The 23,354-nt window shown below is 63.7% G+C and carries 28 protein-coding genes; 12 read left to right on the top strand and 16 right to left on the bottom strand.

From position 1 onward, the window contains the following. Nucleotides 1-206: 206 nt before the first annotated feature. The 4 genes from MTR72_RS05155 to MTR72_RS05170 form a co-directional block, all read right to left on the bottom strand. The gene (locus tag MTR72_RS05155; protein WP_280965348.1) at nt 207-1,781 is read right to left on the bottom strand and encodes an alkaline phosphatase D family protein; all 1,575 of its coding nucleotides are present in this window, start codon (nt 1,779-1,781) and stop codon (nt 207-209) included. A 118-nt stretch (nt 1,782-1,899) separates the two neighbouring features. Further along, nucleotides 1,900-2,328 carry a hypothetical protein gene (locus MTR72_RS05160; RefSeq protein ID WP_280965349.1) on the bottom strand — a complete coding sequence of 143 codons (429 nt, stop codon included), beginning with the start codon at nt 2,326-2,328 and terminating at the stop codon, nt 1,900-1,902. A 107-nt stretch (nt 2,329-2,435) separates the two neighbouring features. Next, nucleotides 2,436-3,437 (bottom strand): NAD(P)H-dependent flavin oxidoreductase, encoded by a 1,002-nt coding sequence (locus MTR72_RS05165; protein WP_280965350.1) that lies wholly within the window; start codon nt 3,435-3,437, stop codon nt 2,436-2,438. 62 nt (nt 3,438-3,499) lie between these two features. Then, entirely contained in the window at nt 3,500-4,237 is a 738-nt protein-coding gene (locus tag MTR72_RS05170) for an SDR family oxidoreductase (protein ID WP_280965351.1), read from the bottom strand. 185 nt (nt 4,238-4,422) lie between these two features. Between MTR72_RS05170 and MTR72_RS05175 the strand changes: the two genes are divergently transcribed. Next, nucleotides 4,423-4,887 carry a winged helix-turn-helix transcriptional regulator gene (locus tag MTR72_RS05175; protein ID WP_280965352.1) on the top strand — a complete coding sequence of 155 codons (465 nt, stop codon included), beginning with the start codon at nt 4,423-4,425 and terminating at the stop codon, nt 4,885-4,887. Nucleotides 4,888-5,016: 129 nt separating this feature from the next. Here the strand turns inward: MTR72_RS05175 and MTR72_RS05180 are convergent, their stop codons facing one another. The 4 genes from MTR72_RS05180 to MTR72_RS05195 form a co-directional block, all read right to left on the bottom strand. Then, on the bottom strand, nt 5,017-6,636 hold the full coding sequence (locus MTR72_RS05180) for a DHA2 family efflux MFS transporter permease subunit (protein ID WP_280965353.1): 1,620 nt from the start codon (nt 6,634-6,636) through the stop codon (nt 5,017-5,019). Further along, nucleotides 6,633-7,793, bottom strand: a complete 1,161-nt coding sequence (locus tag MTR72_RS05185; RefSeq protein ID WP_341510147.1) for an HlyD family secretion protein — start codon at nt 7,791-7,793, stop codon at nt 6,633-6,635. Before MTR72_RS05185 ends, MTR72_RS05180 begins: the two co-directional genes overlap by 4 nt. Nucleotides 7,794-7,983: 190 nt before the next feature. Then, nucleotides 7,984-8,139 carry a hypothetical protein gene (locus tag MTR72_RS05190; RefSeq protein WP_280965355.1) on the bottom strand — a complete coding sequence of 52 codons (156 nt, stop codon included), beginning with the start codon at nt 8,137-8,139 and terminating at the stop codon, nt 7,984-7,986. Nucleotides 8,140-8,166: 27 nt separating this feature from the next. Then, nucleotides 8,167-8,541 (bottom strand): PRC-barrel domain-containing protein, encoded by a 375-nt coding sequence (locus MTR72_RS05195; RefSeq protein ID WP_280965356.1) that lies wholly within the window; start codon nt 8,539-8,541, stop codon nt 8,167-8,169. A gap of 208 nt (nt 8,542-8,749) precedes the next feature. On the opposite strand from MTR72_RS05195, the gene MTR72_RS05200 reads away from it, so the two are divergent. The 5 genes from MTR72_RS05200 (at nt 8,750) to MTR72_RS05220 (ending at nt 11,133) form a co-directional block, all read left to right on the top strand. Then, nucleotides 8,750-8,977: a hypothetical protein gene (locus MTR72_RS05200; protein ID WP_063705953.1), complete on the top strand. Its 228-nt coding sequence runs from the start codon at nt 8,750-8,752 to the stop codon at nt 8,975-8,977. Between the two features lie 94 nt (nt 8,978-9,071). Further along, the gene (locus tag MTR72_RS05205) at nt 9,072-9,626 is read left to right on the top strand and encodes a DUF4142 domain-containing protein (protein ID WP_280965357.1); all 555 of its coding nucleotides are present in this window, start codon (nt 9,072-9,074) and stop codon (nt 9,624-9,626) included. Nucleotides 9,627-9,716: 90 nt separating this feature from the next. Beyond that, the gene (locus MTR72_RS05210; RefSeq protein ID WP_280965358.1) at nt 9,717-10,301 is read left to right on the top strand and encodes a phosphatase PAP2 family protein; all 585 of its coding nucleotides are present in this window, start codon (nt 9,717-9,719) and stop codon (nt 10,299-10,301) included. Continuing rightward, the gene (locus tag MTR72_RS05215) at nt 10,298-10,645 is read left to right on the top strand and encodes a DUF3147 family protein (protein WP_280965359.1); all 348 of its coding nucleotides are present in this window, start codon (nt 10,298-10,300) and stop codon (nt 10,643-10,645) included. Before MTR72_RS05210 ends, MTR72_RS05215 begins: the two co-directional genes overlap by 4 nt. Next, nucleotides 10,645-11,133 carry a hypothetical protein gene (locus MTR72_RS05220; protein WP_280965360.1) on the top strand — a complete coding sequence of 163 codons (489 nt, stop codon included), beginning with the start codon at nt 10,645-10,647 and terminating at the stop codon, nt 11,131-11,133. Before MTR72_RS05215 ends, MTR72_RS05220 begins: the two co-directional genes overlap by 1 nt. On the opposite strand, the gene MTR72_RS05225 is transcribed toward MTR72_RS05220, so the two are convergent. Next, complete coding sequence (locus MTR72_RS05225) at nt 11,104-11,298, bottom strand: hypothetical protein (protein WP_280965361.1); 195 nt, start codon at nt 11,296-11,298, stop codon at nt 11,104-11,106. The genes MTR72_RS05220 and MTR72_RS05225 overlap by 30 nt on opposite strands. 320 nt (nt 11,299-11,618) lie before the next feature. Between MTR72_RS05225 and MTR72_RS05230 the strand changes: the two genes are divergently transcribed. Continuing rightward, nucleotides 11,619-11,876: a hypothetical protein gene (locus tag MTR72_RS05230; RefSeq protein WP_280965362.1), complete on the top strand. Its 258-nt coding sequence runs from the start codon at nt 11,619-11,621 to the stop codon at nt 11,874-11,876. A 148-nt stretch (nt 11,877-12,024) separates the two neighbouring features. Here MTR72_RS05230 and MTR72_RS05235 read toward each other — a convergent pair whose 3' ends face one another. From MTR72_RS05235 to MTR72_RS05245, 3 genes are all read right to left on the bottom strand, one after another. Further along, on the bottom strand, nt 12,025-12,243 hold the full coding sequence (locus MTR72_RS05235) for a hypothetical protein (protein ID WP_341510148.1): 219 nt from the start codon (nt 12,241-12,243) through the stop codon (nt 12,025-12,027). A gap of 83 nt (nt 12,244-12,326) precedes the next feature. Then, the gene (locus MTR72_RS05240; RefSeq protein ID WP_280965365.1) at nt 12,327-12,458 is read right to left on the bottom strand and encodes a hypothetical protein; all 132 of its coding nucleotides are present in this window, start codon (nt 12,456-12,458) and stop codon (nt 12,327-12,329) included. Between the two features lie 120 nt (nt 12,459-12,578). Continuing rightward, nucleotides 12,579-12,773 (bottom strand): hypothetical protein, encoded by a 195-nt coding sequence (locus tag MTR72_RS05245; protein WP_280971046.1) that lies wholly within the window; start codon nt 12,771-12,773, stop codon nt 12,579-12,581. A gap of 96 nt (nt 12,774-12,869) precedes the next feature. Here MTR72_RS05245 and MTR72_RS05250 point away from each other — a divergent pair, with 96 nt between their 5' ends. Further along, nucleotides 12,870-13,382, top strand: coding sequence for a DUF4142 domain-containing protein (locus MTR72_RS05250; RefSeq protein WP_280965366.1), 513 nt, complete (start codon nt 12,870-12,872; stop codon nt 13,380-13,382). 5 nt (nt 13,383-13,387) lie between these two features. On the opposite strand, the gene MTR72_RS05255 is transcribed toward MTR72_RS05250, so the two are convergent. Further along, entirely contained in the window at nt 13,388-13,681 is a 294-nt protein-coding gene (locus tag MTR72_RS05255) for a hypothetical protein (protein WP_280965367.1), read from the bottom strand. Between the two features lie 276 nt (nt 13,682-13,957). Here MTR72_RS05255 and MTR72_RS05260 point away from each other — a divergent pair, with 276 nt between their 5' ends. Together MTR72_RS05260 and MTR72_RS05265 are read left to right on the top strand one after the other, a co-directional pair. Continuing rightward, nucleotides 13,958-20,257: a HAMP domain-containing protein gene (locus MTR72_RS05260; RefSeq protein WP_280965368.1), complete on the top strand. Its 6,300-nt coding sequence runs from the start codon at nt 13,958-13,960 to the stop codon at nt 20,255-20,257. Between the two features lie 13 nt (nt 20,258-20,270). Then, a complete protein-coding gene (locus MTR72_RS05265) occupies nt 20,271-21,761 on the top strand; it encodes an HWE histidine kinase domain-containing protein (protein WP_280965369.1) in 1,491 nt (496 codons plus the stop codon). On the opposite strand, the gene MTR72_RS05270 is transcribed toward MTR72_RS05265, so the two are convergent. Continuing rightward, nucleotides 21,758-21,979 (bottom strand): hypothetical protein, encoded by a 222-nt coding sequence (locus MTR72_RS05270; protein WP_280965370.1) that lies wholly within the window; start codon nt 21,977-21,979, stop codon nt 21,758-21,760. The two genes, MTR72_RS05265 and MTR72_RS05270, sit on opposite strands and share 4 nt — an antisense overlap. 164 nt (nt 21,980-22,143) lie before the next feature. Between MTR72_RS05270 and MTR72_RS05275 the strand changes: the two genes are divergently transcribed. Together MTR72_RS05275 and MTR72_RS05280 are read left to right on the top strand one after the other, a co-directional pair. After that, a complete protein-coding gene (locus tag MTR72_RS05275; protein WP_280965371.1) occupies nt 22,144-22,404 on the top strand; it encodes a hypothetical protein in 261 nt (86 codons plus the stop codon). Nucleotides 22,405-22,500: 96 nt separating this feature from the next. Continuing rightward, nucleotides 22,501-22,737: a hypothetical protein gene (locus tag MTR72_RS05280; protein ID WP_280965372.1), complete on the top strand. Its 237-nt coding sequence runs from the start codon at nt 22,501-22,503 to the stop codon at nt 22,735-22,737. Between the two features lie 153 nt (nt 22,738-22,890). Here MTR72_RS05280 and MTR72_RS05285 read toward each other — a convergent pair whose 3' ends face one another. Further along, nucleotides 22,891-23,091: a hypothetical protein gene (locus MTR72_RS05285; protein WP_280965373.1), complete on the bottom strand. Its 201-nt coding sequence runs from the start codon at nt 23,089-23,091 to the stop codon at nt 22,891-22,893. Between the two features lie 60 nt (nt 23,092-23,151). After that, a complete protein-coding gene (locus MTR72_RS05290; protein WP_280965374.1) occupies nt 23,152-23,337 on the bottom strand; it encodes a hypothetical protein in 186 nt (61 codons plus the stop codon). Between the last annotated feature and the right edge of the window lie 17 nt (nt 23,338-23,354).

A 23,354-nucleotide genomic window follows, 5' to 3' on the forward strand; every position in this document is an offset into this window, starting at 1 on the left:
GACACCATAGCGCCGCAGCCGCGAGGCGGCCAATCAAGATCAGGTTAGGTGCTTCCCGTCGTCATGGCCGGGCTCGTCCCGGGCATCCACGTTCTTCGCGCCTTGGCGATAAGGCGTGGATGGCCGGGCCATAGGCGAGCGGAAGCGACGCTCTCCTTCGGACGGCTATGCCCGACCGTGACGCTTGGGCGATCGATTCGTGTCCCTCACGAATGCTGCGCCAGCACGGCTGGACGCGCTTGCGGCTGCGGCACGATGTCGACCGACCAGAGGTCGCGGTTGTCGACGTCCTTCAGCGTCACGGTCATCACTGCGGTATCGCCATCGATGTCGACGCGGCCGAAGAATTGGAGTCCGAAGCAGGGCGCCAGGTTCTCGCCCTGCGCTACGCTGCATCCGTTCTGGTACATCGCGACCGGGCCAAACGTGTTGTCGAGCTCGCCCGGCGCCCAGGTACCGGCATGCAGCGGGCCGGAGACGAACTCCCAGAACGGCTCGAATTCGCTGAATTGCGCCTTGCCCGGATCGTAGTAGTGCGCCGCGGTGTAGTGCATATCGGCCGTGAGCCAGACGACGTTGCGAACGCCGGCGCGTTTGATGGACGCAAGCAGATCGGCGATCTCGTGCTCGCGCCGGTCAGGTGGCCCATCGCCGAGAGCGACCGCATCGAGGCTGATCAGGCCGATCGGCAGGTCAGCCGCGATCACCTTCCAGGTCGCACGCGAAGAAGCCAACTCGTGCTTCAGCCACGCGAGCTGCTCGGCGCCAAGAATCCAGCCGCGATGGTCGTCGCCTCTGTTCCAGGTGTCGTCGCGAAAACTGCGCATGTCGATCATGAAGATGTCGAGCAGCGGCCCGTAACCGATGCGGCGATAGATCCGGCCCTGCCGCGCGCCGATGCCGCGGATCGGCATGAAATCGAAGAAGGCGCGGCGGGCGCGCGCGACCAGGCGCGGCGTGCCGTCGGCATCAAAGCCGGCGTCATCGTAGCTGCCGGTCGGCGACCAGTCGTTGGTGACCTCGTGATCGTCCCATTGCGCGAACATCGGCACCTGCGCGTGGAAGGCGCGAAAATGCTCGTCGAGGTGATTGTATTTGTAGTTGCCGCGAAACTGCGCCAGCGTGTGCGCGACCTCGGATTTTTCCTCGGTGACGACGTTGCGCCAGGTCTCACCATTCGGCAGCTTCAATTCGGACGGAATGGTGCAGTCGGCGTAGATGTGATCGCCCGAGTGGATGAAGAAGTCCGGGTGATTGTCGAGCATGGTGCGATAGCTGCGATAGCCGCCGCGCGAAATATCGATGCCCCAGCCCTGCCCCGCCGTGTCGCCCGACCACACGAACGAGATCGACCGGCCCGCGGCCGGCGCGGTGCGGAAATGGCCGATGCGGGCTTCGCCGGCAACGCCGGTCGCGATGTCGTCGAAGCGCACGCGATAGAAGATGTCCTGCCCTGGCGGCAGGTCGCTCAGCAGAAGCCTCGAGGTGAAATCGGTATCCGGCAACGCGTCGCCTGACGCGGTCGCCATGATTGTCCTGAAGCTTTCCACGGTCGAATACTCGACCTGCATGCGCGCGGGGCGGTCGGCGCGCGCCCAGACCACGGCAGAGCCATCCGACACGTCACCGGACTGGATGCCACCCGCAATCTGCGGGCGGTCGGCAGCGCGGCTGATATAGGGCTTCGCGAGCGTGCCGAGCGAGGTGATGGCGAGGCTGGAGGTGGAGCGGACCAGGAACTGCCGCCGGGTCCATGCGCGCGAGGCGCGGAGCGTTGCCATTCAGGAGACCTTCGTCGAATCGCGACGGAAGGTGCCTGCGCTCCTTGACTCCTATCCTTACGGTTTTTTGACTCCGCGCCTACGGTTTTGCGACGCGCGGATGACGCTCCAGGACCAACTAGCGCTTCCAATTGCAGATGCCGCCGGAGCGGCACGGCCAGGTCTGGATGCGGGTATCCATCGCCTGCGCGTCGAGCGGATTGCCGTGACGATGCGCGAGCTTGGCACGCGCGGCGCCGCGCGGCGCTGCGCTCCTCGTGTGAGCAAGCTTCGGCTGAGCGAGCTTCGGCGCCGGCACGTGCACGCGCTCGGCCGCAACCTTCTTCGGCACGTCCATCGGCCGGGCGCGCGCCTGCGCGTCGTTGCCGCCGCGCGCTTCGAGCGCGACCGGCGCGAACTGCGTCTCCGGTCCGAGCCGCTTCGGCGACAGCACGGCCTTGGACAGATCGAGGCTCAGATAGTCGTCGGGTTTGTATTCGTCGGCGCGCGAGATGTTGCTCCACGCGAGCGCGGCAACAACTGCAAAACGAACGCCTTTCAGGACCAAGGACGCCTCCTGAAACCTGATTATAGGGGCAATTTACCCCTATTTAGGAGGCGCCGCGGGCAATTCCAGCGACCGATTGCCGCCAAGGTTAAGACTGTACGGACGGATCAGGCGACCTTTCGCGCGGTAGCCGCCCCGTCCAGGAACCCCATCAGGCGGTTGCGGATGATGGTTTCCGCCTCGTCCATGATGCGATCGACGAGTTCCTTGCAGGAGGGAACGTCACGGATGAGCCCTGCGACCATGCCGCAGCTCCAGGCGCCGGCATCCATCGCGCCCTCGATCATGATCTTTGGATAGACGCCCGCGACTTGATCGTGGATGTCGTGGATCTTGAGTTTATCGCCTTTCTCGCGCTCGATCTCGAGCAGGCGATCGACATTGGCGTTCTTCAGCACACGCTCGGTGTTGCGCAGCGCGCGCATGATCAGGCGGGTGTCGAGCTCGGTGGCCGCGACCAGTGCGTTCTTCACGTTCTGGTGCACCGGTGCTTCCTTGGTGGCGATGAAGCGCGTGCCCATGTTCATGCCGGCCGCGCCCAGCGACAATGCGGCGACGAGGCTGCGCCCGTCGGCCATGCCGCCGGAGGCGACGAACGGGATCTTCAACTCTTCTGCTGCGCGCGGCAGCAGAATCATGTTCGGGATGTCGTCTTCACCGGGATGACCACCGCACTCGAAACCATCGACGCTGACGGCATCACAGCCGATCCGCTCGGCCTTGAGCGAGTGGCGCACCGAGGTGCATTTGTGGATGACCTTGATGCCGGCCGCCTTCATCGCCGGCATGTATTGTTCGGGACTGCGGCCCGCGGTCTCCACGATCTTGACCCCGCCCTCGACGACGGCGGCGATATATTCCGGATAGGGCGGCGCCGCGAAGGTCGGCAGGAAGGTGAGGTTCACGCCGAACGGCTTGTCGGTCATGTCGCGGCAGCGCGCGATCTCCTTGGCGAGCAATTCCGGCGTCTTCTGCGTGAGTCCGGTGATGATGCCGAGCCCGCCGGCGTTGGAGACAGCGGAGGCAAGCTCCGCAAAGCCGACGAAATGCATGCCGCCCTGGATGATGGGGTGCTCGATGCCGAACAGTTCGGTGATCGCAGTCTTCACGTATTGGCCTCCCGGAGTTCTGGTCGCGTTTGTGACAGTCTAGTCGGACTTTTGCGCCGCGGTCACCATTTCTCTCCGAAGGGGCGGATCTCCATCTCGAAGGTCCAGGCGCTTTTCGGCTGCTGATAGAGCTGCCAATAGGCGTTCGCGACCGACGACGGCGGCATCAGGAGGTCGGGATTGTCGAGTGCGTTGGGGCCGAGCGCCTCGAGCCTGCGCTGCCGCACCCATTCGGTGTCGACCCCGGAATCGATGATGAGATGGGCGACGTGAATGTTCTTCGGTCCCAATTCGCGCGCCATCGCCTGCGCCACTGCACGAAGGCCGAACTTGGCGCTGGCGAAAGCGGCAAAGCCGCTACCACCGCGCAAGGAGGCGGTGGCTCCGGTGAAGAAGATGTTGCCGCCGCCGCGCGGCAGCATCAACCGCGTTGCCTCGCGGCCGGCGAGAAAGCCGGAATAGCAGGCCATCTCCCACACTTTCCGGAATACGCGTTCGGTGGTGTCGAGGATCGGGAAATTGACGTTGGCGCCGACGTTGAAGATGCAGACCTCGAGGGGCGCATGCTTGTCGGCATCGTTGAGAAAGGAGATGATCTCCTCTTCCTTCCGCGCGTCCAGCGAGCGAGCGTGGATCTCGCCGCCGGCGGCCTCGACATCCCTCACCAGCGGCGCGAGCTTGTCGCCGTTGCGGCGGCCGGCGAAGATCGAAAAGCCCTCTGCGGCGAACTTCTTGGCAATCTCGGCACCGATGTAGTCGCCGGCGCCGATGACGGCGGCTGTGGCGTTTCGCTTGGGCAAGGTCGCTCCTCCGGTGAATGCCGCCGCTTCGTCTAGGAGCTGCGGCTGATGCGATTGATCGAAGACTATAGTTCTAAAATAGAACTGTCAAATTTCGAACATGGATGTTAGAGTTCGCCAGAAATCCTCTTTATCCTTCAGATAAGTTCCTTTTTCAGACTAACACGCACCGGAGATATCCGATCATGAAATGGGACACGCTCGAGGAAGAGCCCTGCTCGCTGGCCCGCACCGTCGCTGTGGTCGGTGACCGCTGGACGCTTCTGATCCTGCGCGAGTGCTTCCTGCGGGTGCGCCGTTTCGAGGGTTTCCAGTCCGCGCTCCAGATCACGCGGCATTTGCTCTCGGAGCGGCTGAAGAAGCTGGTCCGCTTCGGTATCCTGCGTCGCATCCCCTATTCGGAGGCGCCCAAGCGCTACGAGTACATCCTCACGCAAAAGGGACTCGACCTCTATCCGATCATCATGGCGATGGTGCATTGGGGCGACATCCACATGGGTGACGAGCGCGGCCGCCCGCTGCTGCACGAGCACAAGGGCTGCGGCAAGCTGTTCGATCCCGTGATGGTGTGCTCCGAATGCGGCGAGGTGCTGCACGCCAAGCAGGTGCATGTGCATGCGGGGCCGGGACGAAGGGGGGCGGCGGGTTGAGCAATGTTGGGGCTTCGCCGAACGTTGGAATTTTAAGATCTTCTGGTGTCGTCCTGGCTTTCGCCAGGATGACGTTGTTGATGCACGAGTACGCAACGGCATCAGCATCGGGCGTTGCAGCCCGCTTCCTCAATGCCCCCGCGCCGGCGCGTGCAGGTCGATCGGGCGCAGCACCGCGGCGGTCGGGATCATCAGCGCAGCGATGATGGCGAGTGTCCAGAACACGTCGATATAGGCGAGGAGGTCGACCTGCTGCTGCAAGGTCTTGCCGACCCAGGCGATCGCTTGCGACGCGGCGTCCGTCGCGCTGGAGCCTTGCGCCTGGAAGAAGCGCGTCATCGCGTCGATGGTCTGCTGGTAGCCGATATCGGACGGCGCGACGTGCTCGATCAGCCGGCTTTGATGGAATTGCTGGCGTTGGGCCAAGAGCGTCTGCGCCAGCGCAACCCCCATCGAGCCGCCAATATTGCGCGCGACATTGATCAGGGCGGAGGCCTGGTTGGTCTTCTCGGGTGGCAAGCCGTCATAGGACGCCGTCGTCACCGGAAGGAACAGGAAGGGAAGAGCGACCGCGAGATAGATCCGCGCCATCGCGGCATAGCCGTAGGTGATGTCCCCGGTTAGCCCGGTCAAATGCCACATGGAAACTGCGGCAACCGCAGCGCCGAACATGATCAGATATTTCGGCTGCACTATCGTGACCAGTCGTCCCGCCACCGGCATCAACATCATCGTCACGACGCCGCTCGGTGACAGCACCAATCCCGCGAGCATGGCGGTATAGCCGAGCTCAGTCTGCAAAAGCTGCGGCAATAGCTGCGTCGTTGAGATCAGCACCGCAAACGTAGCGAGCATAACCAGGAAACAGGCTCCGAACTGCCGCCTGCCGAGCAGGCGGATGTCAATTATCGGATCATCCCGCATCAACTCCCATGGGATCAACGCGAGCAGGCAGAAAGCGGCAAGCAGTGCAAAGGACAGGATCATGTTCGATCCAAACCAATCATTGCGTTGGCCTTCGTCGAGGACGAATTCGAGCGCACCGAGGCCGATGGCAACCAGAATGAACCCGACATAGTCGACCCGAAGCCCCCTGCTCAACAGCTCCGCTCTCTCCTCTTCCGCGCCTGACGGCTCCTTGACCAGCGCGCCGACCAGGAACAGCGAGACGAGGCCCATCGGCACGTTAATCAAAAACACCCAGTGCCAGGAGTAGGTATCGGTGATCCAGCCGCCGAGCGTCGGACCGATCACCGGCGCGACCACGACTGCGACGCCATAGATCGCAAACGCCTGACCGCGTTTTTGCGGCGGAAACGAATCAGCGAGGATCGCCTGCTCGCTGGTCGCCATTCCGCCGCCGCCCAGCCCCTGCAGAATGCGGAACAACACCAGCGCCTGCAAATTCCAGGCAAGGCCGCAGAACAACGAAGCAACCGAGAAGGTCGCAACGCAGATCATGTAGAAGCGTTTGCGCCCCAGCACGGTCGAAAGCCACCCCGAGATCGACAGCACGATGGCGTTGGCGACGAGATAGCTGGTGATGACATAGGTGCTCTCGTCTAGACCGACGGCGAGCCCGCCCGCGATGTGGCGCAGCGCGACGTTGGCGATCGTGGTGTCGAGCACCTCCATGAAGGTCGCGATCGAGACGACGAAGGCGATCAGATAGGGATTGTGCCCGCCGGCCGCCGAGCGCTCCGGCGACCAGCCGCCGGCGGACGCGCCGCCTTGCGAGATATCCGTCATCGCACCTTCGTCCAGGGCACGACCGACATGCCGGGACCGACCGGCAGGTCGGCCGGCCAGTTGTCGACCACAATCTTCACGGGCACGCGCTGCACGACCTTGACGAAATTGCCTGTGGCATTCTCCGCCGGCAGCAGGCTGAACGCAGTGCCCGAGCCGGGCTGCACCGATTCCACGTGGCCCGTCAGCTTGTGCCCGGGATAGGCATCGATGCGGATCTCGACCGGCTGGCCCGGCCGCATGTCGTCGAGCTGGGTTTCCTTGTAGTTGGCGACGATCCAGACCTCGTCGGGCACGAACATCATCAGGCTCTGCCCCGCCGCGACGAACGTACCCTTGGCGCCGCTGAGCTTGACGACGCGGCCGGACTGCGCCGCGACGATACTGGTATATTCCAGGTTCAGCTTGGCCTGATCGAGCTGCGCCTGCGATTGCTGGAGCTGCGCTCTTACGCCCTCGAGCTGGGCCTGAAGAGTCTTGATGCCGACTTCCGCCGCGGTCACCGCTGTCTTCGCGCGCTCGGTATTGGCCTGCTGCGCCAAAAGATCGGAGCGGGTCTGTTGCTGGCGCTGTACGGTGCCGGCGCCCTTCTCGACGAGGTCTTCAGCGCGCGAAAACTCTTCCTGGGAGAACTGGAGCTGGGCCTGCGCCTGTTCGAGCTGGGCCTTGGCCTGCTTGATCTGCTCCTGTTGTGAATCGATCTGCGCCTCGACATTGGCGATGTTCGCTTTCGAGACCTCCACCTGCGCCGCAGCCTGATCGACGGCGATCCGGTAGTCGCGCTCATCGATCTTGGCCAGAAGATCACCGGCATTGACATGCTGGTTGTCCGTGACCGGGATATCGGTCACATAGCCGCCCACCTTCGAGGCCACGGAAAAGCTGCGCGCCGCGACGAAGGCGTCATCGGTGGATTCATAGTGGCGGATCTGGAGCCAGTAGACCAAACCGCCCGCCAGCGCGGCAAGCAGAACGATCGCGCCGACCGTGGCGAGCAGCCAATTCTCGCGAAGCCGGTCGCGCAGCGATGGCGTCTTCGCCTGCTCTTGCGACCGGTCTGCGCCCTCGCGGGATCTATCGGATACAGTCCTTGGAGCTTCCTTCGTCCTCTGCGGCTGCTCCGCGGACGGCCCATGCTCCCGGGTTTGAGCATCCACGGTGAACACCTCTATCGGGGATTGAACCGGCGCCAACCGGGCTGAACCAAGCTCGCGCCCCCGGGGCGTAACCGCAACGCCAAAACATCGTTCCGACGTCTGGAGCACCGCAGGCATTCGTGAATGCGCTGCTCAAAAAAAGCGCGACACTCTGAGTGCCGCGCTGTTCATGCCATGAAGACGCCTTGCGTCAATGCGTCTTGCTCTCATGCCACTTTTCGAGGTCCGGTTTTGCTTTCGACCTCTGCTCCTTCTCCGGCTTCTCCTCCCAGGGCTTATTCGTCTGGGAGTGCGATCCCCAGTCGTTCTGCTGCCGGGGATCGTCGTTGGGCCGTTCCTTGCTCATCAGATCCTCGCACTTAGCCCTCAAGCGCTATGCGACCGGAACACCATAATAGGCGTTGATGCCGCGCAGCGCAGCGTCATCGCCCCAGTTCCAGTCGCTCCGCTCTCCGTATTTCGGCGCGCCTTCCAGCGCTTTGGCGGTGATTCCGGTGACGTAGCCGCCGAGCTCGGGATCGTATTTCAATGATTGCCAGGGCAACGGATAGTGATCATTGCCGAGCCCCAGAAACCCGCCGAAGCCAAGTACGGCGTAGGACACCTTGCCGCTGATCTTGTCGATCATCACGCGTTCGATCGAACCGATCTTGTTGCGATCGGCGCCATAGACCGATGTTCCCTCGACCTTGTCGCTGCCGATCAAGCGGCCTGTCTCGCTTCGGTCCAGTTCGCCTTGGTCCATCATCTCGATTCTCCACTCAGCCTTGGTGTGAACCAACCGGGTACACGCGCGATCGTTCCGAAAGCCGGTTCCATGCGCGATCGGGAACATCGCCGGGAAAGCGCGGTTCTCTGATTTCAATGGCGGAAAATCGGGAGCCGCCCGCGATGTCACAGGCGGTCTCCGACTTCATCGTTCAGCGTCTGCATCCGAGAAAGAAGTGAGGTGAACCATGAGCGATTTCCGCGACATCCAGCATGGCGTCAACGACCCCGTCGACGGTGTCGACGTGAAGCGGCAATTCAACGACAACAAGACGCCGCATGAGCGGGCACAGCGCCATGCCGACGTGCGTGCCGAGCCGACGGCCTCGCCGAGCGAGCCGTTTCTCCCCGAGGGACTTCGGCGCAAGCCGACCGATCCGATCAACCCGCGCACCGGTCGCAACCCGACGGACTAGGCGTTTGGAACATCGACCTCCGGTGCGTGTTGGTCGCCGCAAACATCGCGCGGCGCAGAGCGGCCGCGCCGCCGACCCGTGGAAGGATCGAGCCATGAAACGAACCATCATTGCCTTGAGCTGCGTGCTTCTCGCCAGCCCGGTGCTCGCCCAGTCGCTCGGCGAAAAGACTGGCGTCAATTCGGCGCTCGGCGTCGCGCCGACCACCACCGACTTCGTCAACGAGGTCGCGATCAGCGACGTCTTCGAGATCGAGTCGAGCAAGCTCGCCGAGCAGAAGGGCAATGCGCAGGAGAAATCCTTCGCACAGCAGATGGTGACCGACCACACCAAGACCAGCAGCGAACTAAAGGGCCTGATCGGCAACGGTAAGATCCAGGCAACGCTGCCGACGACGCTCGACAGCTCGCACCAGAGCAAGCTCGACAAGCTCAAGAGCGCGACGGGTAAGGATTTCAGCTCTGACTACGATTCCTATCAGGTCAGCGCGCACGAGGACGCGGTCTCGCTGTTCGACCGCTACGCCAAGGGCGGCGACAATGCCGAATTGAAGGACTGGGCCGGCAAGACGCTGCCGGCACTGAAGCATCACCTCGACATGGCCAAGGAGCTTGGCAAGGCGCCGACCGTCGGCCAATCGAACAGGTAAGCCGAATACGCAGCCCGCCCGCCTGGGAACGATCATTGTCTCCCGGGTTTACAAAATCGTCATGGAGGATATTTCGCCGACCGCAGACCGATGGCGCTCGCAACAGTCAAACCCACTCGGATTGATAGTGTGATCGCGAATGAGATCGCGGACCACACCAACTCAAGGCTCGAGCGCACCGCCCAGACGCTGACATGGGCCGCCGACGAGCATGTGCTGCTCGCGTCGGCCGCAGCGGGTTGGCTCTACACCCAGCTCCGTCGTCCAGACGATCGTCCCGTTGCAAATCACGTCCTGACGGTTTCATTGGCGGCAACGGTGCTGCCGCACGTGCTGAAGTCCGTGTTCGATCAGACCAGGCCGGACCGGCTGATGGTTCGTGCCCATTTGCGCGGTGTTCCCTTCTCCGGACGATCCCGCGATGCATTTCCCTCCGGTCATGCCGTACACATGGGTGCACTCGCTTCTGCCGCCGGCCTGCTTCCAACAGGACCGCGCCGACTGGTCCGCACCGTTGCGGTAGGGCTCTCGCTGACGCGCGTCACGCTGCTCGCACACTGGACGAGCGACGTGGTCGCCGGCTTTGCACTCGGCATCGTCGTCGAAAGGCTGCTGCGACCCTGGACGCTGACGAGGCCGCGCCGCGAGCACCCTATTCCGCGAGCAAGACCATGACCGAATATCTCTTACGCTTCATCGCCGGTGGCGTGATTGTCTCCGCTTTTGCGATCCTCGGCGATATGCTCAGACCCAAGAGCTTCGCGGGCCTGCTCGGCGCGGCGCCCTCGGTCGCGTTGGCGACGCTCGGCATCGCGGTCGTCCATCATGGCGCAGGCTACGCGGCGGCCGAAAGCTGGACCATGATCTATGGCGCCGTGGCGCTCGCCTGCTACTGCCGCGTCGTGTGCCAGTTGCTGATGCGATTTCGCCTCCCTGCGCTGCCCGCCACCATCGCCGCCTTTGCCGTGTGGCTTGCGATCGCCTTCGGCCTGCTCGCCGGCTTCGGAGGCGCCGCCTGATGCTCGTCAAGCTGTCATCGTCGTCGCTGAAGCAGACTCATTGGTACGAATACGCCACTCGCTTCGTACTCGGTGGGCTGGCGACGATCCTCGCCGGTGCAGTCGGCGCGCGGTTCGGCGTGTCGGTGGGCGGGCTGTTCCTCGCGCTTCCCGCCATCTTCTGTGCCAGCGCGACATTGATCGAAAGCCATGAGCGGCGCGCGAAGGAGAAGGCCGGGCTCAGCGGACGGCGCCGCGGACAGAAGGCGGCGGCGCTCGATGCCGCGGGTGCGGCCCTCGGCAGTATCGGTCTCGTCGCATTTGCCGCTGTTTTCCACATCACCGTCACGGCGAGCATCGCCGGTGCCTTCGTTGCCGCCCTGTCGACCTGGGCCGCGGTTTCGGTGACGGCCTGGTGGCTCAGGCGAAAACTGCGTACCGTCTCCCATCATCCGCGCCGATCGAACCATTGGTCCCGATCAGCGGACAACCCTCGCCTGTCCCCGTAGCGACAGGAATTTATGCATCTCCGCCGCAGCCTGGAGCTGCTCGATCCGCCTCGCCGCGGCGTCCCGCTCCTTCCCCAGTGGCAGGCTCGCAAGCTTGCGCTCGAGCCGTTGCCGCTGCGCGTCAAGACGCTGCTCGAATGTGTGTGGCTCAGACCGCTGTCTCATCTCGTGTCCTCGGGGGCTGCAGACCGGGACTGTTGGCCCAGCGCTCCAATTGCTCGATGACCTTTCGATGGCTTTCACGTAGCGGCTTCGGCGCTTCCGGTTCGTCGGAAAGCTTGCGGGGTAACCTGACTTCTTCCGTCATCACATCTCTCCCGTTACCCCAAAAGATGCACCTCCCCTCTCCTGTGTTGCAATATCTTAAGTTATTGATTTTCCTTTTATTTTTTACTAATTTAGCATCGCTATCGTATCCTGTGGAACTCCGGCCAAATTGGTTGGTTGAGTAAACCACTCAACCCGCACATTTTGCGTGATTGACGATGAACGATCTTCGCGCCGACCGTCTTCAGGTCATGCTCTCGCCGGACGAGCTGGCCGCCATCGACGACTTCCGGTTCAAGCATCGCATGCCGACCCGCGCGGCCGCCGTCCGCGAGTTGCTCAAGTTCGGACTTGCCGCCGCCAGCGTCGATGCGGCGGCGGGCACCAAGTCGAGTGATTTTGGGGTGTTCGGCCGAGGCCCCGAAGGACACACGCCGGCCAATGGCGATCACGACAGTAACGACGAGTCCGCCTGAGACGGAGCCCACGAATAGGAGCGCTTAACCAAACGGCCCCGGCACCGGGAGTGCCAGGGCCGCCCTTGGAGATTGCTTCCGGAGCACCGGGGGCATGACAGCCGGAAGCAATCAGTCGACTCCTGATGCGCGTAATTGTTCCTCGCAACTAGCCAGTCGGCGCGTCGCCCGAATCATCCGACGACATGCCTGAGCCCGGTGTCCTGTTGTTGTCATTGAGCTTGGGATCGCGTGTCGCCTCGCGCGACGGCGAACCCTTTGGATCGGACTTGGGATCGGACTTGTGCACAGTCTGTGCGCGCTGCTTATCGCGCGGCTGATCCTCCGCCCTCTTGTCCTTGACGATGCCGTGGTCGGAATGCGCCATGATGTTCTCTCTCGTCTCTGCTGATCTCTTGCAGCGCCCTACGCGCCGGGGCGTCGAAGGTTCCGGTCACGCCCTTCGCCGCGCTAACTATGCACCGCGTGCACCGGCGCAGGCGTATGCGCCAGATGCATCTGCCGGACCGTCGTTACCGTCGCGAAGGCGACCGAGACGCCAAAGGCGAGAACGAGGGAGAGAAGGGCCAGACGTGGAGCCATAAGGAAATCCTCCTTCTGGAGTCGAAAAATCAACGCGATCGACCATTCCACGATGATTGTCGGTTGGTCGCCGTCACTCCGTGCGCGGTCTCACACGCAGATTCACGAAAACGAGAGCGCTCAGGCATCCTGCTTTCGGGGGACGCGGACCGTCACGGGCGGGATTTCGCCATCGAGCCAATCCTGCTCTTCGGCCAGCGCCATCCAGGCCTCCGCCATGCGCGTATAGCGCTTATGGGCGGGTTGTCCTTCCGCACGCTCGGCAAGATGCAGGCAGTTCTCGGCGTTATCTCTGAAAATGTCGGATTGCTTCATGGAAAGCACGTGGGCACGGAACCCATGCTCCGCAACGGGTCTTACCGGATCGTAACGTTTGCGGGAACTTCGCGCGAGACGCGTCATTAGACATCCATGCGAATTCTCCTTGCGATAGTCCTGCTGTTCTTCAGCACTGCGGTGTTCGCCGACAGCACCGGCGAGCGGATGCGCGGCGATCGCACGCCGACTGCAACCGACGTCATCAGCGGTCTCTACGCATTCAGCCGCTTCCAGCAGGGTCTCCTGGAGAGTACCGATCTGAAGGGCAACGCAGAGGTCAAAAATCTCGCTGCGCTGCGCGCCGAAGAGGCGACCAAGCGCGACAGGACCCTGAAGGACATTCAACAGACGATCGGCGCCGAGCCGCACGTCGGCAAGACAACGCTCGCCGGTGCAAGCCTGGCCGCGCCCGAAAATTCAGACGGACCCGCCTACGTCAGAAGTTTCTACGCGGCCCAAATCCCTGAATATGAATCCGCCCTCGCCCTGCTCGAGCACTATCTGCGGGCGCCCGACAATACTGCGCTTGCAATCTTCGCCCGCGAGCACCTGCCGATCCTGCGTTCGCAGCTAAAAGACGCGGAGCGCACCATGGCCGACAAGTAACAGATCTATTTATCCTGCGGATGATGCTGCTGGCTCTCCGGCCGCATCCTACGGTCGGTCTCGGGCATCTTGTCCCGGCCCTGATCGGCATTGTCATCCTTGCCGCCGGACGTCGAAGTGCCGCTGCCGCTTCGACTCGGCTTGGTCACTGCGCCGGTGGTCGGGGATTCCGCCCGCGGGGTCGCAGAGCTGGCGGCGGGATCGCCGGTCGTGGCACCGCGACCGCTGGGTGTGCCCTGCGCGAGCACCGATCCGGCGGCAAGCAACGTAAGGACGAGAGCGGAAAATCCGGCTTTCATACGAGCTCTCCCTTTATCTTGCGGGCTAACAGCAGCCCCTGTTCCTACGTTCCGAACGCGGCAGCCCGGGCGGGCTCCGGTCCGAGGGCCGATTTTTGTTGGAACCGGGAAGGAACCAATTATGCGGACAGCCGTTAATTTCACCGGGCTGAGCGAGGCAGGTTCCATTTTCCTGCGACGCAAGGTTGCTGCTTGATTTGGAATTTGGCTGACGTTCTATTTCGGATACTGCGTCTGGACCGGATTCGGCGACGTAACCGGCGGGGGGAATTGAGAATGAGCGACCTTGATCCCGGAGCTACATCACGGTCCGGTCGTCGCACCCCGAAACGGACGTCCAACGGCACCTCGGAGCCCGACTCTCGGCAGGAATTGCTGCTCGCGCTGCAGGCCGTGCGCAGCGGCGATTTCTCGGTGCGAATGAGCGGCGACTATCTCGGCATCGACGGCAAAATCGCCGACACTCTTAATGAAATCATTGCTGCCAACCAGCGCATGGCGCAGCAGCTCGAACTGGTCGGGCAAGTGGTGGGGCGCGAAGGCAAGACGCGCCAACGCGTGAAATTTGGTCTCGCCAGCGGCTCCTGGGCCGACATGGAAGGTTCGGTCAACACGCTCATCGACGACCTGTTGTGGCCGACGCGCGAGGTAACGCGCGCGGTCGCGGCGGTTGCACAAGGCGACCTGCTACAGACCGTCAAGCTCGACGTCGAAGGCCGCCCGCTGCGCGGCGAATTTTTGCAGTCGGCGACCATCGTCAACACCATGATCAAGCAGCTCGGCGTGTTCACCTCGGAGGTGACGCGCGTGGCGCGCGAGGTCGGCACCGAAGGCAAGCTCGGCGGCCAGGCGCAGGTGCCAGAAGTGACCGGCGTCTGGAAGGACCTGACCGAGAGCGTCAACTCGATGGCGAACAACCTGACCAACCAGGTTCGCAACATCGCCGAGGTGACGATCGCGGTCGCCAACGGCGACTTGTCCAAGAAGATCACCGTCGACGTCCGCGGCGAGATTCTTCAGCTCAAGGAAGCCATCAACACGATGGTGGACCAGCTCCGCTCCTTCGCCTCCGAAGTCACGCGCGTCGCGCGTGAGGTCGGCACCGACGGCAAGCTCGGCGGCCAGGCAATCGTGCCCGGCGTCGCCGGCACCTGGAAGGACCTCACCGACTCCGTGAACGCGATGTGCGGCAACCTGACCGCGCAAGTGCGCAACATCGCCAACGTCACCACGGCCGTGGCGCGCGGCGACTTGTCCCGCAAGATCACCGTCGACGTGCGCGGCGAGATCCTGGAGCTGAAGGACACCATCAATACCATGGTGGACCAGCTCAACTCGTTCGCGTCGGAAGTCACGCGCGTCGCACGCGAGGTCGGCACCGAAGGCAAGCTCGGCGGCCAGGCGCAGGTTCCCGGCGTCGCCGGCACCTGGAAGGACCTCACCGACAACGTCAATTTCATGGCGTCGAACCTGACCGCCCAGGTCCGCAACATCGCCGACGTCGCCACCGCGATCGCCGGCGGCGACCTCTCCAAGAAGATCACCGTGAACGTGTCGGGCGAAATCCTTCAGTTGAAGGAAACGCTGAACACGATGGTCGACCAGCTCAACGCCTTTGCCGGCGAAGTCACGCGCGTCGCGCGTGAGGTCGGCACCGACGGACGGCTCGGCGGCCAGGCCAACGTGCTCGGCGTTGCCGGCACCTGGAAGGACCTCACCGAGAGCGTCAACTCGATGGCCTCGAACCTCACCGCGCAGGTCCGCAACATCGCCGAGGTGACGACGGCAGTCGCAGGCGGCGACCTCTCCAAGAAGATCACCGTGGACGTGCGCGGCGAGATCCTGGAGCTGAAGGACACGATCAACACGATGGTGGACCAGCTCAACGCCTTCGCCGGCGAAGTCACGCGCGTCGCACGCGAGGTCGGCACCGAAGGCAAGCTCGGTGGTCAGGCTCAGGTGCGCGGCGTCGCCGGCACCTGGAAGGACTTGACCGACTCGGTCAACTCGATGGCCTCGAACCTGACCGGCCAGGTCCGCAACATCGCCGAGGTCGCGACCGCCGTGGCGAAGGGCGACCTGTCGAAGAAGATCACCGTGAACGTGTCGGGCGAGATCCTTCAGTTGAAGGAAACGCTGAACACCATGGTCGACCAGCTCAACGCTTTTGCCGGCGAAGTGACGCGCGTTGCTCGCGAGGTCGGCACCGAAGGCAAGCTCGGCGGCCAGGCCGAGGTGCCCGGCGTCGCCGGCACCTGGAAGGACCTCACCGACTCCGTGAACTCGATGGCGGGCAACCTCACCGCCCAGGTCCGCAACATCGCCGAGGTCGCAACAGCGATCGCCGGCGGCGACCTGTCCCGCAAGATCACCGTGGACGTACGCGGCGAAATCCTTCAGCTCAAGGACACGCTGAACACGATGGTCGACCAGCTCAACCGCTTCGCAGGCGAGGTGACGCGCGTGGCGCGCGAGGTCGGCACCGAGGGTCGTCTCGGCGGCCAAGCCAACGTGCCGGGCGTCGCCGGCACCTGGAAGGATCTCACCGATAGCGTGAACTCGATGGCGGGCAACCTCACCGCCCAGGTCCGCAACATCGCCGAGGTGACGACCGCCGTGGCGCGCGGCGACCTGTCGCGCAAGATCACCGTCGACGTGCGCGGCGAAATCCTGGAGCTGAAGAACACCATCAACACGATGGTGGACCAGCTCAACGGCTTTGCCGGCGAGGTGACGCGCGTTGCCCGCGAGGTCGGTACCGAAGGCAAGCTCGGCGGCCAGGCCGAGGTGCCTGGCGTCGCCGGCACCTGGAAGGACCTCACCGACAACGTGAACTTCATGGCCTCGAACTTGACGGCCCAGGTCCGCAACATCGCCGAGGTCGCGACCGCGATCGCCGGCGGCGACCTGTCCAAGAAGATCACCGTGGACGTGCGCGGCGAAATCCTTCTGCTGAAGGACACGCTGAACACGATGGTCGAGCAGCTCCGCTCCTTCGCCGCCGAAGTGACGCGCGTCGCCCGCGAGGTCGGCACTGAAGGCCGCCTCGGCGGCCAGGCCGTCGTGCCCGGCGTCGGCGGCACCTGGAAGGACCTCACCGACAACGTCAACCTGCTCGCCGCGAATCTTACCACGCAGGTCCGCAACATCGCCGAGGTCACCACCGCCGTGGCACGCGGCGACTTGTCTCGCAAGATCACGGTCGATGTGAAGGGTGAAATCCTCGAGCTGAAGAACACCATCAACACGATGGTGGACCAGCTCAATGCGTTCGCCGGCGAAGTGACGCGCGTTGCCCGCGAGGTCGGCACCGAGGGCAAGCTCGGCGGCCAGGCGCAGGTGCCCGGCGTTGCCGGCACCTGGAAGGATCTGACCGACACCGTCAACTTCATGGCGGCGAACCTGACCGAGCAGGTGCGTGGCATCGTCAAGGTCGTGACCGCGGTAGCCAACGGCGACCTGAAGCAGAACCTGACGGTGAAATCGAAGGGCGAAGTCGCAGCACTCGCCGACACCATCAACAACATGACCGAAACGCTCGCGACCTTCGCCGACCAGGTGACGTCGGTGGCGCGCGAGGTCGGCGTCGAAGGCCGGCTCGGCGGTCAGGCCAACGTGCCCGGCGCCGCCGGCACCTGGAAGGATCTCACCGGCAACGTCAACCTGCTCGCGGCCAACCTCACCTCGCAGGTGCGCGCGATCGCGGAGGTGGCGACCGCAGTGACCAAGGGCGACCTGACACGGTCGATCCAGGTCGACGCCCGCGGCGAGGTCGCGGAGCTGAAAGACAACATCAACACGATGATCACGAACCTTCGTCTCACGACGGACGTGAACACCGAGCAGGACTGGCTGAAGACCAATCTCGCCAAATTCACCAACATGCTCCAAGGCCAGCGCGACCTGACCACCGTCGGCCGGTTGCTGCTGACCGAGCTGTCGCCGCTGGTGAACGGGCATACCGGCGTGATCTACCAGGTCGAGAACGAGGACAATCCGCAGCTCCTGCTGCTCGCCTCCTACGCCAGCGACGGGGTCTATCCGTATCAACGCGCGTTGCAATTCGGCGAAGGCCTAATCGGCCAGTGCGCACTCGACAAGCGGCCGCGCTTGGTCGCTGACATTCCCGCCGACGTGGTGCCGATCAACTCGGCGCTGTTCCGCGTCGCGCCGAAGAATCTCGTCGTGCTGCCGGTGCTGTTCGAGGGCCAGGTCAAGGCCGTGATCGAGCTTGCCTCGCTCACCTCGTTCACGACGTCGCAGATGACGTTCCTGGAGCAGCTCACCGACTCCATCGGCATCGTGCTCAACTCGATCGAGGCGACGATGCAGACCGAAGGTCTGCTCAAGCAGTCTCAACAGCTCGCCGGCGAACTCCAGACCCAGCAGCGCGAGCTGCAACAGACCAACGACCAGCTCGAGCAGAAGGCGCAGCAGCTCGCCGAGCGCAACGTCGAGGTCGAGCGCAAGAACCAGGAGATCGAGCAGGCCCGCCGCGCGCTCGAGGAAAAGGCGACCGAGCTCGCGCTGACATCGAAGTACAAGTCCGAATTCCTCGCCAATATGAGCCACGAGCTGCGCACGCCGCTGAACTCGATCCTGATCCTCGGCCAGCAGCTCACCGACAATCCGGACGGCAATCTCTCACCCAAGCAGGTCGAATTCGCCCGCACCATCCACGGCGCCGGCACCGATCTGCTCAACCTCATCAGCGACATTCTCGACCTCTCCAAGATCGAGTCCGGCACGGTGACGGTCGAGGCCGAGGAGATTCTCACCGCGAACCTGCTCGAGACGGTTGGGCGGCCGTTCCGGCACGAGGCGGAGAACCGCAACCTGTCGTTCAACATCGACGTCGATTCGAACCTCGCGCGCAGCATCGTCACCGACTCCAAGCGCCTGCAGCAGGTCTTGAAGAACCTGCTCTCCAACGCCTTCAAATTCACGGCAGAAGGCGGCGTGCGGCTGAAGGTTGCCGGCGCACTCGGCGGCTGGAGCACGGATCATCCCTTGTTGAACGCCGCGCCGGCGGTGATCGCGTTCGAGGTAACCGATAGCGGCATCGGCATTCCGCTGGAGAAGCAAAAGCTGATCTTCGAGGCGTTCCAGCAGGCCGATGCCGGCACCAGCCGCAAATACGGCGGCACCGGCCTTGGCCTTGCGATCAGCCGTGAGCTCGCAAGCCTGCTCGGCGGCGAGATCCACCTGCGCAGCGCGCCCGGCAAGGGCTCGACCTTCACGCTCTATTTGCCGCTCAAATATTCTGGCCCGACGCTGGCGCCGCGCGCTGCCGCGCCTGCACCGCAACAATACAGCCAGCCGCCGGCGTTGCAGCCGACGGCGCCCGAGCAGCAGCGCGCCATCGAGCAGCTTCCCGACGACCGGCTCAATCTCGAGCCCGGCGATACCATCCTGCTGATCGTGGAGGACGATCCGCACTATGCGCGCGTACTGGTCGACCTCGCCCGCGACAAGGGCTTCAAGGTGCTGGTCGCCGCCCGCGGTGCCGAGGCGCTCGAGCTTGCCAAGCAGTACCAACCGACGGCCGTCTCGCTCGACGTGTTCCTGCCGGACATGCTCGGCTGGACGGTGCTGAGCCAGCTCAAGCACAACCCTCTGACGCGCCATATTCCGGTGCAGATCATCACGCTCGACGAGGACCGCCAGCATGCGCTGGCTCGTGGCGCCTTCTCCTTCGTCAACAAGCCGACGACGACCGAGGGCGTCTCCGCCGCGCTGACACAGATCAAGGAATATGCACGGCCGCGGCGCAAGCGGCTCCTGATCGTCGAGGACAACGAGGCCGAGCAGCTCTCGATCCGCGAGCTCCTGCATCACGACGACATTGAGATCGTGGCGACCGACACCGGCGCCGGCGCGCTCTCGACGCTGCGCGAGCAGCCCTGCGACTGCGTGGTGCTGGACCTGCGGCTGCCCGACATGAGCGGCTTCGACGTGCTGGACGAGATCCGCAACGACCAAATGCTGTCGAACATCCCCGTGGTCGTATTCACCGGCCGCGAGCTCTCGGCGGAGGAGGATGCGGAACTGCACACCATGGCGCGCAGCATCGTGGTCAAGGGCGTGGAGTCACCGGAACGCTTGCTCGACGAGACCGCGCTGTTCCTTCACCGCGTCATCACCGAACTTCCGGTCGAAAAGCAGCGCATGCTGGAGAAGCTGAACAGTTCCGACGAGGACCTGGTCGGCAAGACCGCGCTGCTCGTCGACGACGATGCCCGCAACATCTTCGCGCTGTCGAGCGTGCTCGAACGGCGCGGCATGAAAGTGCTGACGGCGACGACCGGCAGCGAGGCGGTGACGCTGGTCGATTCCAACCCGGAGATCGCGATCGTGCTGATGGACATCATGATGCCGCAGATGGATGGCTATCAGACCATCGGCGTGATCCGCGAGAACCCAGCCTTCTCCCGCGTGCCGATCATCGCGCTCACGGCAAAGGCGATGAAAGGCGACCGCGAGAAATGCCTGGAAGCCGGCGCGTCCGACTACCTCGCCAAACCCGTCAATACTGATCAATTGCTGCTTGCGATCCGCATGTGGCTGCATCGCTGAGTGGGATCCGCGAATGGACCACGAAAAGGTCAACATCCTCCTCGTCGACGATCAGCCGGCCAAGCTGCTCGCCTACGAGGTGATCCTGAAGGACCTCGGTGAGAACCTCGTAATCGCCTCGTCGGGCCGCGAGGCGCTGGAAGTCCTACTGAAGACCGAGATCGCAGTGATCCTGGTCGACGTCTGTATGCCTGAGCTCGACGGCTTCGAGCTTGCCGCGATGATCCGGGAACATCCGCGCTTTCAGAAGACCGCGATGATCTTCATCTCGGCGATCCAGGTCTCCGACATCGACCGGCTGCGCGGCTATGAGATGGGTGCGGTCGACTACGTTCCGGTGCCCGTCGTGCCGGAGGTGCTGCGCGCCAAGATCAAGGTATTTGCCGAGCTCTACCGCAAGACGCGCGAGCTCGAGCGGCTGAATCAGGAGCTCGAGGACCGCGTTCGCGCCCGCACGGCCGAGCTGGAAAACTCCACCGCGAAGCTGCGCGAGAGCGAGCAGCGGCGCAGCATGGCCATAGCCGCCGGCAAGATGGGATCCTGGGACTGGGACTGGATCAACGGCGACTGGATGTGGGACGAAGGCCAGTACCGCATCTTCGGCGTAACGCCAGAGACGTTCAACGTCAGCTCGGCGAACATCCAGGCCCTGCTCCACCCCGATGACGTCGATCAGTTCCGCCAGGCAATTTCTGCATTCAACACCGGTGCGCGATCCTATGAGGGCGAGTTCCGCGTCAGCCGGCCCGACGGCGAGGTGCGTTGGTGCGTCGGCACGGCGGCCGCGACGGTCGACGCAAGCGGCCGGGTGGTGCGCGTGAGCGGCGTCACCGTCGACATTACCGAGCGCAAGCTCGCCGAGGAGCGGCAGAATCTTCTGGCGCGGGAAGTCGATCATCGCGCCAAGAATGCTCTGGCGCTGGCGCAGTCGATCGTGCGCCTCACCCGCGCCGACGAGGTCAAGGCCTATGTCAACGCGGTCGAGGGGCGCATCAATGCACTGGCGCGCGTGCACACCATTTTGTCGCTGTCGAGCTGGCAGGGTGCCGAACTCTCCAAGCTGATCGAGGAGGAGCTCGCGCCCTACTCGCTCGGCGGGCAGATCAAGCTCGCGGGCCCCGAGGTTCAGTTGCTGCCTGCCACCGCACAGACGCTGGCGCTGGCGCTGCATGAGCTGTTCACCAATTCAGCGAAGTATGGCGCGCTCTCGACACGCTCGGGACGGCTCGCGATCGGCTGGCAGGTCGAAAACGACGTCCTTTCATTGACCTGGGAGGAATCCGGTGGCCCAATGGTCAGGACGCCGAAATCTCGCGGCTTTGGCACGCGGAGCCTGCTCGCCAGCGTCGAATCCCAGCTCGGCGGACATGCCCAATTCGATTGGCGTGCCGAAGGACTGCTCTGCCGGCTGGAGGTACCGCTGACGCCGAGGGCTGCAACGTCGACCTCACCAGCGCAGCTCGACGCGGCCCCCTCCGGCCAGCTTCAACGCGCGTCGGGTTAGCGCGAGGCGGCCGTCCTCATTCGCTGCACCGGACGCGGTTCGTCCGCGACGCGTCCTTCGAGCCAGGCTTCGGTTTGGGCCAGATCGCGCAACGCCTGCGCATAACGCCTTGCCGCGCGCTGCTCCGCGCCACGCGGCAGCTTGCGCGCCTTTCGCAGCATTTCGGCGGCCGCGTTGCGATAGGCTAGCGAGCGATACAGATAGACCACCTTTCCCATGATCACATGTCCCTTTTCTTTCTCCGGGACATCCTCGCAAGCCCGGCATGAACGTCGGATGAAGCCTCGCGTGACATTTCGTTCATCGGCCGGGAACTCGCCATCATCAGCCGCGTTTCCATGATCATCAGCCGCGTTTCCATGCAGTTCATGGTGGCGGTTCCATGCGCACGAAGAAAAAGCCGTCCGGCCTGATTTCCCCCACCGGTGCCATCAAGGTGATGACACATGCGATGATGGGCGCCGCGCTGGGACTGCTCTTTGGCCTGATCCTCATACTGGCGAATCCAGCGGTAGCCACCCTGCTCAACAATGGTGGAAGTCCGGCGATTTTCGGCTTCGTCATCACGCTGGTGACGACATTTGCGATCGGCGCAGCCCTGACGGGAGCCGTGTTCATTCTCGTCGAGGACAAGGAATTTTGAAGCGCACGTGGAGGGTGCGAACGCGCTTTGATCGGAACTCTTGCGAAGTGCGGAGGTTGGCTGCCTGCGTCAATCTAACTCAGGGAGTTCCCACGCATGAAGACGACCAAGCTCGCTCTCGCCGTGATGTTGGCAACCGGCCTCGCCGCCGCGCCGTTCGCAGCGCAGGCCAAGTCGCACAAGGCCAAACATCAATCGTCGACGACGTCATCGCAGACGACGGGCGCCAACATGAAGTCCAAGGGTGGCGACGTCTCCGGCCAAGGCGGTTCTGGTCCTGGATCCGACCAAGGCGGCACCATGACGAACAAGGGCATGAGCAACACCAAGTAAGCTCCTGCCGGAAAGACACGCAAAAGCCCCGCGATGACGCGGGGCTTTCCCGTTGAGCAATCAGCCGGTCTGCATCTCAAGCGGCGCTGCGCTGGAAATCGCGGATGGAGCCATCGTTCCCAATCGGGCGCGCACATGGATGTGCAGGAGTTCTCAGCGCCACATCGTCGGCGCTGCGGTCAGAGCATCCCGACCGGCCTGCCTCAAATCCTCCGGCGAGCAACGATCGCTTTGCACGGCTTCGCGCAGTTTCGCGGCGACGCGCTCGCGCGTCGCGATCGCGGAGAGCGGTACGTCGGCGCAGACCTCGTCGAGAACGGCCTGCAGCAGAGATGTCAGTTCGGCATCCGGCATCAGCGAACTCCGACGTGTCGCGTTGCGCGCACGCTTTAGCTGCTTCGGATGTCAGTGATGTTAAGCCGGGCGCCTTTCGGGATTTGTCTTGACGAGCTGATCGAGCTGCGCCCGCTTGCGCGAGATCAGGAGCTGGGCCGCCGCATGGTCCAGGCCCTCGCGCTGCAATTGGCGGACAGCGGAGCCCAGTTCGAGAATCTCCGCGCGCAGTTTCAGAATCCGGTACGTGTCCGGGTCTTCGTCCATTGCGCGCCTCCAAAGTC

Origin of the sequence: Bradyrhizobium sp. ISRA442, assembly GCF_038085055.1 — a bacterium.
Lineage (GTDB): Bacteria > Pseudomonadota > Alphaproteobacteria > Rhizobiales > Xanthobacteraceae > Bradyrhizobium.